The sequence below is a fragment of the Streptomyces sp. NPDC037100 genome (assembly GCF_055606225.1).
In genome coordinates this window covers 1-14080 of record NZ_JBVJSX010000001.1, presented here as the reverse complement: position 1 = coordinate 14080, position 14080 = coordinate 1, and the positions used below count along the sequence as shown (strand labels likewise).

The 14080-nt window shown below is 70.9% G+C and carries 10 protein-coding genes; 6 read left to right on the top strand and 4 right to left on the bottom strand.

The annotated features are described in order from the left end of the window. The first annotated feature begins 134 nt into the window (after positions 1 to 134). Together ACZ7EG_RS00050 and ACZ7EG_RS00045 are read left to right on the top strand one after the other, a co-directional pair. The gene (locus ACZ7EG_RS00050; RefSeq protein ID WP_471070045.1) at positions 135 to 3254 is read left to right on the top strand and encodes an efflux RND transporter permease subunit; all 3120 of its coding nucleotides are present in this window, start codon (positions 135 to 137) and stop codon (positions 3252 to 3254) included. Between the two features lie 116 nt (positions 3255 to 3370). Next, complete coding sequence (locus ACZ7EG_RS00045; RefSeq protein ID WP_471070043.1) at positions 3371 to 5599, top strand: protein kinase domain-containing protein; 2229 nt, start codon at positions 3371 to 3373, stop codon at positions 5597 to 5599. A gap of 18 nt (positions 5600 to 5617) precedes the next feature. Here the strand turns inward: ACZ7EG_RS00045 and nadA are convergent, their stop codons facing one another. Further along, on the bottom strand, positions 5618 to 6802 hold the full coding sequence (gene nadA / locus ACZ7EG_RS00040; protein WP_471070042.1) for a quinolinate synthase NadA: 1185 nt from the start codon (positions 6800 to 6802) through the stop codon (positions 5618 to 5620). A 282-nt stretch (positions 6803 to 7084) separates the two neighbouring features. Between nadA and ACZ7EG_RS00035 the strand changes: the two genes are divergently transcribed. After that, positions 7085 to 7441, top strand: a complete 357-nt coding sequence (locus ACZ7EG_RS00035) for a HesB/IscA family protein (RefSeq protein ID WP_031109243.1) — start codon at positions 7085 to 7087, stop codon at positions 7439 to 7441. A gap of 90 nt (positions 7442 to 7531) precedes the next feature. Here ACZ7EG_RS00035 and ACZ7EG_RS00030 read toward each other — a convergent pair whose 3' ends face one another. After that, complete coding sequence (locus tag ACZ7EG_RS00030; protein WP_471070041.1) at positions 7532 to 9643, bottom strand: hypothetical protein; 2112 nt, start codon at positions 9641 to 9643, stop codon at positions 7532 to 7534. A gap of 147 nt (positions 9644 to 9790) precedes the next feature. After that, a complete protein-coding gene (locus ACZ7EG_RS00025; RefSeq protein ID WP_471070040.1) occupies positions 9791 to 9997 on the bottom strand; it encodes a hypothetical protein in 207 nt (68 codons plus the stop codon). 131 nt (positions 9998 to 10128) lie between these two features. Between ACZ7EG_RS00025 and ACZ7EG_RS00020 the strand changes: the two genes are divergently transcribed. Beyond that, entirely contained in the window at positions 10129 to 11103 is a 975-nt protein-coding gene (locus ACZ7EG_RS00020; RefSeq protein ID WP_471070039.1) for a carbohydrate kinase family protein, read from the top strand. An 82-nt stretch (positions 11104 to 11185) separates the two neighbouring features. Here ACZ7EG_RS00020 and ACZ7EG_RS00015 read toward each other — a convergent pair whose 3' ends face one another. Then, the gene (locus ACZ7EG_RS00015; RefSeq protein ID WP_471070037.1) at positions 11186 to 12565 is read right to left on the bottom strand and encodes an aminotransferase class V-fold PLP-dependent enzyme; all 1380 of its coding nucleotides are present in this window, start codon (positions 12563 to 12565) and stop codon (positions 11186 to 11188) included. A gap of 265 nt (positions 12566 to 12830) precedes the next feature. Here ACZ7EG_RS00015 and ctaC point away from each other — a divergent pair, with 265 nt between their 5' ends. After that, positions 12831 to 13796: an aa3-type cytochrome oxidase subunit II gene (gene ctaC, locus ACZ7EG_RS00010; RefSeq protein WP_471070035.1), complete on the top strand. Its 966-nt coding sequence runs from the start codon at positions 12831 to 12833 to the stop codon at positions 13794 to 13796. Beyond that, positions 13793 to 14080 (top strand): cbb3-type cytochrome c oxidase subunit I (locus ACZ7EG_RS00005; RefSeq protein ID WP_471070033.1); only part of this gene is annotated, 288 nt, incomplete at its 3' end. The genes ctaC and ACZ7EG_RS00005, both read left to right, overlap by 4 nt.

Below are 14080 nucleotides of genomic sequence, written 5' to 3'. Positions count from 1 at the left end.
AGTATGCGCCGTATAAGGATCTGGACCTGGGGGCTACGAAACCCCGTCCGTCCATGGCTCAAGGTGTAGGGGCGGGCGCTCATCTGCGCGTCCGCTGCCGCTTCTGCCGTTAAACAGAAGAGAGACCCTCACCCATGTCCTGGCTGTCGAGATTCAGCCTCGCGCAACGGGCCCTGATAGGGCTGATGTCGATCATCGCGCTCGTCTTCGGGGCGATCGCGATACCCCAGCTCAAGCAGCAGCTGCTGCCCACCATCGAACTGCCCGTGGTGTCCGTGCTGGCGCCTTACCAGGGCGCGTCCCCGGACGTGGTCGAGAAGCAGGTCGTCGAACCCATCGAGGACACCCTCGAAGCCGTCGACGGCATCAGCGGCGTCACCTCCACCGCCAGCGAGGGCAACGCCGTGATCATGGCGTCCTTCGACTATGGCAACGGCACCGAGCAGCTGGTCGCCGACGTCCAGCAGGCCGTCAACCGGGCCCGCGTCCAGCTCCCGGACGACGTCGACCCGCAGGTCGTCGCCGGTTCCACGGACGACATCCCGACCGTCGTCCTCGCCGTCACCTCCGGCCGGGACCAGCAGGCCCTGGCCGACCAGATCGACAAGACCGTGGTGCCGGACCTGAAGAGCATCGACGGCGTCGGCCAGGTCACCGTCGACGGGGTGCGCGACCTGCAGGTCACCGTCACGCCCGACGACGCGAAGCTGGCGAAGGCGGGTCTGACCTCGCAGTCCCTCTCCCAGGCGCTCCAGGCGGGCGGCGCGACCGTCCCGGCCGGCTCCTTCGACGAGGACGGCGCCAACCGCACCGTGCAGGTCGGCGGCGGCTTCACCTCGGTCGAGCAGATCAAGGACCTGATGGTCACGGGCGAGCCGGGCCAGGGCAAGCCGGTGCGCCTCGGCGACGTCGCCACGGTGAAGCAGCAGGAGGCCACGGCCGACTCCATCACCCGCACCGACGGCAAGCCCTCGCTCTCCGTCGCCGTGACGATGGACCGCGACGGCAGCGCGGTCGCCATCTCCGACGCCGTCCAGGACAAGCTCCCCGACCTCCGCAAGGACCTCGGCTCCGGCGCGACCCTCACGGTCGTCAGCGACCAGGGCCCGGCCGTGTCCAAGTCCATCAAGGGCCTGACCACCGAGGGCGCGCTCGGTTTGCTCTTCGCGGTCCTGGTGATCCTCGTCTTCCTGGCCTCGATCCGCTCCACCCTCGTGACGGCGGTGTCCATCCCGCTGTCCGTGGTCCTCGCCCTGATCGTGCTGTGGACGCGCGACCTGTCGCTGAACGTCCTCACCCTGGGAGCCCTGACCATCGCCATCGGCCGGGTCGTCGACGACTCGATCGTGGTCCTGGAGAACATCAAGCGCCACCTCGGCTACGGCGAGGAGCGCCACTCGGCCATCCTCAACGCGGTGCGCGAGGTCGCGGGCGCGGTGACGTCCTCGACGCTCACCACGGTCGCGGTGTTCCTGCCCATCGGTCTGGTCGGCGGCATGGTGGGCGAGCTGTTCGGCTCGTTCAGCCTGACCGTGACGGCCGCGCTGCTGGCGTCCCTCCTCGTCTCCCTGACGGTCGTGCCGGTCCTGTCGTACTGGTTCCTGCGGCCCCCGAAGGGCACCCCCGAGGACGCCGACGAGGCGCGCCGGATCGCGGAGGAGAAGGAGGCCAGGAGCCGCCTCCAGCGCCTCTATGTCCCGGTCCTGCGCTTCGCGACCCGCCGCCGCCTCACCAGTGTGGCCCTCGCGATCGTCGTCCTGGTCGGCACGTTCGGCATGGCGCCGCTGCTGAAGACGAACTTCTTCGACCAGGGCGAGCAGGAGGTCCTCACCGTCAAGCAGGAACTGAAGCCCGGCACCAGCCTGGCGGCCACCGACGCCCAGGCGAAGAAGGTCGAGAAGCTGCTCGCCGGCACCGAGGGCGTGAAGGACTACCAGGTCACGGTCGGCTCGTCCGGCTTCATGGCGGCCTTCGGCGGTGGCACCGACAGCAACCAGGCCTCCTACCAGGTGATGCTCGACGACTCGGCGTCCCACGCGGACGTCCAGGACAGCATCGAGAGGGGCCTGGCCGGTCTGAAGGGCATCGGCACGACCACCGTCGCCGCCGGTGACGGCTTCGGCAGCCAGGACCTCAGCGTGGTCGTGAAGGCCGCCGACGCCGACGTCCTGCGCACCGCGTCCGAGGAGGTCCGCAAGACGGTCGCCTCCCTCGACGACGTCACGGACGTCAGCAGCGACCTGGCGACCAGCGTGCCGCGCATCTCGGTCAAGGCCAACGACAAGGCTGCCGCGGCCGGGTTCAACGACCAGACGCTCGGCGCGGCCGTCGCCCAGGCCGTCCGCGGCACCCCCGCGGCCAAGGCCGTCCTGGACGACACCGAGCGCGACGTCGTCATCCGCTCGGCCAAGCCCGCCAAAACCCTGAAGCAGCTTCAGGACCTGCGCCTGGGCGGCACGGTGAAGCTCGGCGACATCGCCACCGTCAAGCTGGTCGACGGCCCGGTCTCCATGACCCGCATCGACGGCCAGCGCGCGGCCACCATCACCGCGAAGCCGACCGGCGACAACACCGGCGCGGTCAGCACCCAGCTCCAGTCGAAGATCAACGCGCTGAAGCTCCCGGACGGCGCCACGGCGTCGATCGGCGGTGTCTCCGAGGACCAGGACGAGGCGTTCGCCAACCTGGGCCTGGCGATGCTGGCGGCCATCGCGATCGTCTTCATGCTGCTGGTCGGCACCTTCAAGTCCCTGGTCCAGCCGCTGATCCTGCTCGTCTCCATCCCGTTCGCCGCCACCGGCGCGATCGGCCTGCTGATCGCCACCGGCACCCCGATGGGCGTCCCGGCCATGATCGGCATGCTGATGCTGATCGGCATCGTGGTGACGAACGCGATCGTGCTGATCGACCTGATCAACCAGTACCGCAAGCAGGGCCACGGCGTGGTCGAGGCCGTGATCGAGGGGGGCCGGCACCGGCTGCGCCCGATCCTCATGACCGCCCTGGCGACGATCTTCGCCCTGCTGCCGATGGCCCTCGGCATCACCGGCGAGGGCGGCTTCATCGCCCAGCCGCTGGCCGTGGTCGTGATCGGCGGTCTGGTGACGTCGACCCTGCTCACCCTCCTGCTCGTCCCGACGCTCTACGCGATGGTCGAACTCCGCAAGGAGCGCCGGGCGAAGAAGCGGGCGGCGAAGAAGGGTCTGCCTGCCGAGCGGACGGACGCGGAGGAGCCGGAGCCCGTGAACGTGTGACGGCCTGATCCGGCGGCGGCCGGGCACCGGACCTCCAGGGCCGGTGCCCGGCCGCCCGCGTATGCGTTCCGTATCCTGTGGCCTCGAACTGCTCTACGGGGGAAGGGGATTCGGGCGTGCCGCTGCACAGCGACGACCCGAAGTCGGTCGGCGGCTACAGGCTGCTCGACCGGCTCGGGGCCGGGGGCATGGGCGTCGTCTACCGGGCCAGGGCGCGTTCGGGCCGTGACGTGGCCATCAAGGTCGTGCACGCCCAGTACGCGGCGGACGCCGTCTTCCGCGCCCGGTTCCGGCAGGAGATCGCGGCGGTCCGCAAGGTCAGCGGAGCCTTCACGGCACCGGTCCTGGACGCGGACCCCGAGGCGGCCCGGCCCTGGATGGCCACCCAGTACGTGCCCGGGCCCTCGCTCGCCCGGCGGATCCGCGACCGGGGGGCCCTGCCGGACGCCGAACTGCGCGGGCTGGCCCTGGGCCTGGTGGAGGCCCTGCGCGACATCCACCGGGCGGGAGTGGTGCACCGGGACCTGAAGCCGGCCAACGTCCTGCTGGCCGAAGACGGCCCGCGCGTCATCGACTTCGGCATCTCCCGCGCGGCGGAGAACCACCAGACGCTGACCGAGACCGGCCAGATGATCGGCACACCGCCCTTCATGTCCCCCGAACAGCTCGTCGACGCCCGCGCGGTCGGCCCGGCCTCGGACGTCTTCTCGCTCGGGGCACTGCTGGTGTACGCCGTCACCGGGCGCGGCCCCTTCGACGCGGACAGTCCCTATCTGACGGCGTACCGGGTGGTGCACGACGAACCCGTGCTGGAGGGCGTCGGCGGGCCGCTGCGCGGGCTGCTGGAGCGCTGCCTGTCCAAGGAGCCCGCGCAGCGGCCCGGACTCGACGAACTGGCCCGGGAGCTGGTGGCCGTCCTGCCCGAGCCGGCGGACGGCGACCCGGCCACCATGTCCCTGCGCGCGGAGAGGCTCCCGGCCGTCGAGCCCGTCCATCCCGCGACCGTGGCCGACCCGCCGGGCGCCACCCGCCCCCGCCGTGGCGTCCGCCCGCTGCTCGCCGCGACGGGCACGGTCGGCGCCGTCGTCCTCGGCCTGACGGCCTATCTGACGCTCGGCCCCGGCTGGGCGCGGAACGCCGACCGGCCGGGCACCTCACCGTCCGCGAACTCCCGGTGGGCGGCGCCGCCGGCCGGCTGGAAGCCCTGGCAGACGACCGTGTACGAGACGGCCGGGCGTGGTGTGCGCACGGCGCAGCAGCCGCAGCCCGGCGGGCTGCGGGGCGGGCCGGAGTGCCAGACGTACGAGGGGGCCGTCTACTGCGCGGGCGACGGGATCCTTCCCGTCCGCCTGGACGGCAAGACGGGCGAGACCGTCTGGCGCGCCGGCCCGGCGGCGTCCGTCACCGGCGACGACCTCTCCAGGTTCGTGATCCTGGGCGTCCGGGACGACGCCGTCCTGGTGCGGCAGGAGCCTCCGGGCGAAGGGACGACCCGGGTCTTCGCGTTCGACACCGGGACCGGCGACCGGCTCTGGGACCGCGCGGTGAACGACGAGTGGGCGGAGGTGGCCCTCTCCGGCGACATCGTCGTGATTCCGGAGGGCGACGGCGCCTCGATGACGGCCCGCTCGGTCCGCACCGGCGCCCCACGCTGGACGGAACGCCTGCCCGCGAAGCACTACTGCGGGATCAAACAGGTGGCCGGGAAGCTGTGGCTGGAGTGCGGCTCGCAGGAGAGACCGGAGAACGGTCTCGTCATGGAGCTGCACCCGGCCGACGGCCCGGCGCACCGGCTGAGCGTACCGAGCAAGGCAGAGTTGCTCGGCACCTTCGGCCGTCGGCTCCTCTTCCTGGACCTGACCCAGGACGAGGAAGGGAACGTCCTCATGGGGGAGGACGCGCCGTATGCGGCAATCCGGCTGGTGGACCCCGGCAGCGGTGCGCAGAGCACGACGAAGCTGGCCGAGGAGTACGAGGGGAAGGTGACGCTGGCGGACGGCACCCTGTGGTTCGCCACCGCCAGCGGACGCGTCACCGCCGTCTCGGCCCGCACGGGCAAGCCGCTGTGGCAGACCCCGACCAGCCTGGAACAGCCGGCCGAGGCGACGTACGACGCGCGGACCCGGGCCGTGTACCTCGCCAGTGCCAGCGGCCGCGTCGGGGCGCTCGACGCGAAGAAGGGCACGCTGCTGTGGGAGACGCAGCCGCGGGCCCAGAGCAATGCCACCGACTGGGGCGCCACCCGGGTGCGGCCCCTCCAAGGCGCCCTGGTCGCGGCCACCCCCGGTGGCAGCGTCTTCAGCCTCGACCCCGCGCACCCCGAGCGGAAACCGCGCTCGGGGTGACGACGGACGGGACCGGGGTTACGGCAGCGCCAGCATCCGCTCCAGGGCCAGCTTCGCGAACGCCTCGGTCTCCTTGTCGACCTCGATCCGGTTGACCAGGTTGCCCTCGGCCAGCGACTCCAGGGCCCAGACCAGGTGCGGGAGGTCGATGCGGTTCATGGTCGAGCAGAAGCAGACCGTCTTGTCGAGGAAGACGATCTCCTTGCCCTCGGGCGCGAAACGGTTCGCCAGGCGGCGGACCAGGTTCAGCTCCGTGCCGATGGCCCACTTGGAGCCGGCCGGCGCGGCCTCCAGGGCCTTGATGATGTACTCCGTCGAGCCGACGTAGTCCGCCGCGGCCACGACCTCGTGCTTGCACTCGGGGTGCACCAGGACGTTCACGCCCGGGATGCGCTCGCGCACGTCGTTCACCGAGTCCAGGCTGAAGCGGCCGTGCACCGAGCAGTGGCCGCGCCACAGGATCATCTTCGCCGCGCGCAGCTGGTCGGCCGTCAGACCGCCGTTCGGCTTGTGCGGGTTGTAGAGGACGCAGTCCTCCAGGGACATGCCCATGTCCCGCACGGCGGTGTTGCGGCCGAGGTGCTGGTCGGGCAGGAACAGCACCTTCTCGCCCTGTTCGAAGGCCCAGTCCAGGGCCCGCTTCGCGTTGGACGAGGTGCAGATCGTGCCGCCGTGCTTGCCGGTGAACGCCTTGATGTCGGCGGAGGAGTTCATGTACGAGACGGGCACGACCTGCTCGGCTATCCCGGCCTCGGTCAGCACGTCCCAGCACTCGGCGACCTGCTCGGCCGTCGCCATGTCGGCCATCGAGCAGCCGGCGGCGAGGTCGGGCAGGACGACCTTCTGGTCGTCGGAGGTCAGGATGTCCGCCGACTCCGCCATGAAGTGCACGCCGCAGAACACGATGTACTCGGCCTCCGGGCGGGCGGCCGCGTCGCGGGCCAGCTTGAACGAGTCACCCGTCACGTCGGCGAACTGGATGACCTCGTCGCGCTGGTAGTGGTGGCCGAGCACGAAGACCTTGTCCCCGAGCTTCTCCTTCGCCCTGCGGGCGCGCTCAACCAGGTCCGGGTCGGACGGCGAGGGCAGGTCGCCGGGACACTCCACACCGCGCTCGCTCTTCGGGTCGGCCTCACGGCCGAGGAGCAGCAGGGCGAGGGGCGTCGGCTGAACGTCGAGCTCCTGGGTCTGGGCGGTGGTCACGACACGCACCCTTTCTGTTTCTGCGACTTTTCGTCGATTTGACGCTATCTATCATAACCGCTTCACGTCACTTTGACGATGGCCATAGCGTCTGTGTGACGTGAATCCCGGTGAGCCGCTGTTCATTCCCGGGAAGACCCGGAAAGAGCCGTTTTCCGGTTCCGGGCGCGTGTGCGAGCATGAAAAGGAGCCGGGATCCACAGCCCGGCCCGGAATGAATCCGCGGCCCCGCCGGTTGCAACCGTCGGCAAGCAGTCTCCGTACAACCCGGGAGAGATGTAGATGTCCGTATCGGACGAGACCAGCACCGTCACCGACGGCATCATCCTGACCGACGCCGCCGCGTCCAAGGTCAAGGCGCTGCTCGACCAGGAAGGCCGCGAAGACCTCGCGCTGCGCGTCGCCGTCCAGCCCGGCGGCTGCTCCGGCCTGCGCTACCAGCTCTTCTTCGACGAGCGCGCCCTCGACGGCGACGTCGAGAAGGACTTCGGCGGTGTGAAGGTGGTCACCGACCGCATGAGCGCCCCGTACCTGGGCGGTGCCACGATCGACTTCGTGGACACCATCGAGAAGCAGGGCTTCACGATCGACAACCCCAACGCGACGGGCTCCTGCGCCTGCGGCGACTCCTTCAGCTGAGCCTGCCGAGCCGCCACCGGCGGCCGCGGACACACGAAGGCGGCGGCCCCCCTCGGTGGGGGCCGCCGCCTTCGCGCTGCATCGGCGCGTCTACCGCTCCTGCGTCGGGGGAGCCGGCAGCCGGGCGCCCTCCTTCGCCAGCGGCACCGCCTTGCCGTCCGCGTCGACGACCGCCCGGTCACCGAGCGGCTCGTCCAGCTGCACGGTCTCCTGGAACTGCTTGGCGATCATGATGCAGACCTTGTCCGGCCACGGGGTCGACGTCACGGTGACCGTCACCTCGCCGCCCTTCTCGCTCGCCTTCACGTCGTAGTCGGCGCACACACCGCCCGTGAAGGTCACCGTCAGCTCCGCGCCCTCGGCCCGATAGCCGTCCACCTTCACCTCGCGCGGCCCGGGAGCCGACGTCGGCTTGTCACTCGGCTCGCTCGGCTCGGGGGAGGCGAGATACTTCGGCTCCACCGCCGGATACGTCACTGTGAACGGGTCCTTCGCGCCCGGCGCCGTCACCTCGAACAGCCACGACGGCACCAGCGCCTGCCGTCCGTCGACGACGTGCGCGGCCAGCCCGAACACCGCGTTCTCGACCGTCACGGTGTCCTGCTCGGGAGCGCCGCTCGCCGGCTGACCGCAGGGCTGCTCCAGCCGGTCCTTCAGCGGCACGGGGCTGGCGCAGCCGCCGATGCCCATCCGGTGGTCGCTCTTCGGCTGCCCTTCCATCAGCTCCAGCGCCTTCTTTGCGCTGACCACGGGGTACGTGTCGCCCTTCACCGGTGTTTTCAGCTGTCCGCTGCCGCCGACGACCTCGCCGTCCGGGCCGACCGTGATCCCGGTCGTCCAGCCGTGCGTGGGCAGTCCGCCGACCGCGGGATCGGCGTTCACCACCCGCTGGGCCCCCATGACCTGGCTCGCGTCGCGTTTCGCGTCGTCCTGACCCACCGCCTTCAGCACGGGCGCCGCGGCCTGCTCGGCCACCTCCTCGCTCACCGGCGTGCCACCGGACCGCGGAGCCGTGCAGGTGTCGGTGCCCTTGCAGTTGTCCGTGCCCGGGGCGTAGCGGCTGAACGTCCAGGAGCCCGGCGCCTGCTTGTTCACCTGCAGGCTCGGCCCCGAACCGTCCTTGCCCCCGATCTTCCAGGCCTCGCCCTGTGCCACCGGCGCCCCCTCGACTCCGAGGGCCTTGGCCAGCCGGGCCACGTCCGCCTTGGTGACCTCGCCCCGCGCCCGGTACACCGGCGCCTTGCCGGGGCCGTCGGGCAGGGCGCCGTCGACGCGGTAGGTGGCGCCGTAGGGGTTGGGCTCGCCGGGCGCGATGCCGTTGCCGCCGCCGGCCGTGGACTCCGAGTAGCCGTCGAGCGCGAGCGGCGGGGGAGTGTCGTCCCCACCGGGCGCATTGGACGTCGTGCCGCCGCCCGGCCCGCTGGAGGCGTTGGAAGCGAGCCAGGCCCCGCCACCGCCGATCAGCAGCACGGCGGCGGCGACGGAGGCGATGATCGCGGGCGTACGGGAGCGGCCACCGCCGTGGCGGACCAGGTGCTCCTCGTCGCGGGGCAGGTCGCCGACGGGCGCCGGGGTGGCACGGGGGCGGGCCGCCCCGGCCCCGGTGTCATCCGCGGTGGCTTCGCGATCGGGGGACGGCTCGGCGTCGCCTTGCCGGTCCCCGGTGGTCGCTGCCGACTCGCCGTCGTCCCGCATGCCTTCGGGCGTGCCGGCCCCAGCGGCTTCGGGCGTGCCAGCCGCCGCGGCTTCCGGCACGTCGGCCCCCGCAGCTTCCGGCGCGCCGGACTCCACGATCGGGGGAGCCGACGCCTCCGCCTCAGCGGCCTGCTTCTCGTCAGCCGGGCCGTCGGGAGACTCGTCAGCCCCGTCAGCCCCGTCAGCCCCGTCAGCCCCAGCGGCCTCCGCCGACGCGGCCTGCGCCGACGCGGCCTGCGCCGACGCGGCCTGCGCCGACACCCCTGCTTCCGCGGGGGCCTCGACGTCTGCCGACTTCTCAACGTCTGCCGACGTCTCGGCGTCTGCCGACTTCTCAACGTCTGCCGACTTCTCAACGTCTGCCGACGTCCCGGCGTCTGCCGACGTCCCGGCCTCCGCCGACCCCCCGGCCGCCTCCGTGCCCGGCTCCTCGGCCTTCGGGGCGTCTGCGGTGGCGCCGGCCGCTTCCCTGGCGTCGGCGTCGTTGTCCGGTCGCTCGGTGTTCACCGCATCGCTCCTTCGGCTGCACAGCTGTCCCATGGGACCCGGCCCGTCACATACGGGCCCGCTGGTGGGTCGTATCCCGCCTCCCCTTTACGGGGGACAGCGATGGGACGCAGCGGGGGAGCACACGGTTCCCGCGAGTGCGCCGGTTCAGTCCCCGTAGTCGGACATCGCGTCGAGCAGCCGCGCCGACGCCGCAGGTACGGACACGCCGTGGATCAGGGTCGGGGAGACCGGGCGCGAAGCGATCCGGGGGACCGCCCAGTGCGGAGCCATCCGTGCCCCGTCACCCGGCAGCGACGCCAGATCGCCTTCGAGATCGACCGGAACGGGCGCATGGACCTTGAGGTTCGTCATAACGGCACCGTATGCACGGTCACGCTCACCGAGAAAGATCTACTATCGGGTAGTTTCGATGCCTTCAGAGCTGCCCAGCCACCCGATAGCGTGAACCGTCAAGGTCCGCCTCCCTCAGGAGAATCCACGCCGTGCGCATCGCAGTCACCGGCTCCATCGCCACCGACCACCTCATGACCTTCCCCGGCCGCTTCGCCGACCAGTTCGTAGCGGACCAGCTGCACACGGTCTCGCTGTCGTTCCTGGTCGACAAGCTGGACGTCCGCCGCGGCGGCGTCGCCGCGAACATCGCGTTCGGCATGGGGCAGCTCGGTACCCGCCCGATCCTGGTCGGCGCGGCGGGCGCGGACTTCGACGAGTACCGGGCCTGGCTCGACCGGCACGGCGTCGACACGGAGTCCGTCCGCATCTCCGACACGCTGCACACCGCTCGCTTCGTGTGCACGACCGACGCCGACCACAACCAGATCGGCTCCTTCTACACCGGCGCCATGAGCGAGGCCCGCCTCATCGAGCTGAAGACCGTCGCCGACCGTGTGGGCGGCCTCGACCTGGTCTCCATCGGCGCCGACGACCCGGAGGCCATGCTCCGCCACACCGAGGAGTGCCGCTCCCGGAAGATCGCGTTCGCCGCCGACTTCTCCCAGCAGATCGCCCGGATGGACGGCGAGGAGATCCGCATCCTGCTGGACGGGGCGACCTACCTCTTCTCCAACGAGTACGAGAAGGGCCTCATCGAGACCAAGACCGGCTGGAGCGACGCGGAGATCCTCTCCCGCGTGGGCCACCGGGTGACGACCCTCGGCGCGCGCGGCGTGCGCATCGAGCGGTCCGGCGAGGACCCGATCGAGGTCGGCACGCCCGACGAGGAGCGCAAGGCCGACCCGACGGGCGTCGGCGACGCCTTCCGCGCCGGGTTCCTCTCCGGTCTGGCCTGGGGCGTCTCCCTGGAGCGTGCCGCGCAGGTCGGCTGCATGCTGGCGACCCTCGTCATCGAGACGGTGGGCACGCAGGAGTACCAGCTGCGGCGCGGGCACTTCATGGAGCGGTTCACCAAGGCGTACGGGGACGAGGCGGCGGAAGAGGTTCGGGGGCATCTGGGCTGATCCGCCGTCCGTGGGGTGTGGGGGCTGGTCGGGCCCCGCGGCGGCAGCCGCATGTCGGCACAGTCCCGCGCCCCTGAGTGACTCAGGTCGCTCGGCGGATCAAGTAAGCCGCACCTTGGTCCGCCGGCTCCTCGCCCACGTACTCCTGGTTGCGCATCTCGCACCACGCCGGGATGTCCAGACGGGCCGCCTCGTCGTCCGACAGGACCCGGACCAGGCCGCCCACGGGGACGTCACCGATGACCTTGGCGAGCTCGATGACCGGGATCGGGCACCTCTTGCCCAGGGAGTCCACGACGAGCACGTCGGTCTCCCGCACCACCGTCTCCGGGACCGGCGCCCCCAGCTTCTCCCGCACCGTCGCCACCGCCCGGGGAAGCACCTCCAGGAACCTCTCCACATCCTCCTCGGTCGCCCCGAGCGGCAGCGAAACCCGCACATTTCCCTCACTCAGCACGCCCATCGCCCGCAGCACATGGCTCGGCGTCAGCGTGCTGCTCGTGCAGGACGATCCGGACGAAACCGAGAAACCCTCGCGGTCCAGCTCGTGCAGCAGCGCCTCCCCGTCGACGTAGAGACAGGAGAACGTGACGACCCCGGGCAGCCGGCGCACCGGATCACCGACGACCTCGGCGTCGGTCACCAGCCGCGGCACCCGCGCCCGGATCCGGTCCGTCAGCTCCCGCAGGCGCACCGCCTCCTCGGCCGCCTCGGCCCGTACGGCCCTGAGCGACGCGGCCGCCGCCACGATCGCCGGGATGTTCTCGAAACCGGGCGCCCGCCCCGACTCCCGCTCGTCCACCGGCCCTTGCGCCGCGAACCGGACACCCTTGCGAACCACGAGCAGCCCCACCCCGGACGGCCCGCCCCACTTGTGCGCACTGGCCGTGAGCAGCGACCAGCCCCCTTCCACCGGCCCCCATCCCAGTGACTGCGCCGCATCCACCAGCAACGGCACCCCTGCCTCCCGGCACAGCTCCGCCACCGCCGCGACCGGCTGCTCCGTCCCCACCTCGTGGTTGGCCGACTGCAGACAGGCCAGAGCCGTGTCCCCGCGCAGGGCATCGCCGTAGGCGACCGGATCCACCGCCCCGCCCCGGTCGACGGGTACCTGGGTGACCGACCCGCCGTCCGCCTCGTGCGCCTCGGCCGAATGGAGGACGGAGGAGTGTTCGACCGCTGACACGATCAGGTGGCGTCCGACCCGCCGCCGCCCGGCAAGCGCCCCCGCAACGCCCGTGTGCACGGCACGGCTTCCGGACGGGGTGAACACCAGCTCGTCCGCCCGGCACCCCACCGCCTCGGCGGCGGCCTCCCGCGCCGCGTCCAGCAGCATCCGGGCCCGGCGCCCCTCCCTGTACAACCGCGCAGGATCCGCCCACCCTTCATCGAGGGAGGCCAGCAGGGCCTGCCGAGCAACAGGATGAAGCGGAGCACCGGAAGCAGCATCGAAGTAACCCACACTGCAACGCTAGAACGCCCGGCACACGGACGTCCCTCAGGGGCGCGGGGAACTGCGCGACAAGCCACAAAGACCACCGCACCCGCCAATCAAGCGAACACCCCACCCCACTAGGCACCCCTCCCCGAGAACCCCCGGAGGGCGTCGGCTAGGGTTTGGTCCGCATAAACATCCAAACCCCTGCCCGACGCAGGGCCGCGACCGACCAGCGAGAAGGCCAGGCCGCAGCCGATCCGCGCGGGCGAGACTCTCGGGAAGGCGCTACGTGAGTCCCAACGGCTCCGACCGCTCGCCGCGGCGCCCGATGCGGCGGAAGCTGCTGCAGGCACTGACCGCGGGCCTGGTCTTGGCGACAGCCACCGGTTGCTCGTACAACTGGGAAGACTTCCCCCGCCTTGGTATGCCCACCCCGACCACGGAAGAGGCTCCCCGGATCCTCTCCCTGTGGCAGGGTTCCTGGGCGGCTGCGCTCGCCGTCGGCGTGCTGGTGTGGGGTCTGATCCTGTGGAGTGCTTTCTTCCACCGGCGCAGCCGCACCAAGGTCGAAGTTCCTCCGCAGACCCGGTACAACATGCCCATCGAGGCGCTGTACACCGTGGTTCCGCTCATCATCGTCTCGGTGCTGTTCTACTTCACCGCTCGTGACGAGTCCGAGCTGCTCAGCCTCAAGAAGAAGCCCGACGTCACGATCAACGTGGTCGGCTTCCAGTGGAGCTGGTGCTTCAACTACATCGAGCCGGTCGCCGGTTCCACCGGGGACGCCAAGACCTCGAAGGACCTGGACGCGATCCCGGACCGCTTCAAGAAGGACTTCCCGGCCAACGCCGGCGGCGTCTACGACTGCGGCACCCCCGGTACGCGGAACCCGCAGACCAACAACCCGGGCCCGACGCTCTGGCTCCCCAAGGACAAGACGGTCCGCTTCGTCCTGACCTCGCGTGACGTCATCCACTCCTTCTGGGTGGTGCCGTTCCTGATGAAGCAGGACGTCATCCCGGGCCACACCAACTCCTTCCAGGTGACTCCCAACAGGGAGGGCACCTTCCTGGGCAAGTGTGCCGAGCTCTGCGGCGTCGACCACTCCCGGATGCTCTTCAACGTGAAGGTCGTCTCCCAGGAGCGTTACGAGCAGCACCTCAAGGACCTCGTGGACAAGCAGCAGAACGGTTACGTTCCTGCCGGCATCGCGCAGACGAGCCACGAGAAGAACCGGGAGACGAACAACCTGTGAGCATCCTCAACGAACCCCAGGGTGCCGCGGCAGCAGGGTCCCACTACCAGGACGAGCTGCCGGTCAGGCGCCAGAACCGCGGCAGTGTCGTGGTCAAGTGGCTGACGACGACGGACCACAAGACGATCGGCACGATGTACCTCGTCACGTCGTTCGCGTTCTTCGTCATCGGTGGCGTGATGGCGCTGCTCATGCGCGCCGAGCTGGCCCGTCCGGGCCTGCAGATCATGTCGAACGAGCAGTTCAACCAGGCGTTCACGATGCACGGCACGATCATGCTGCTG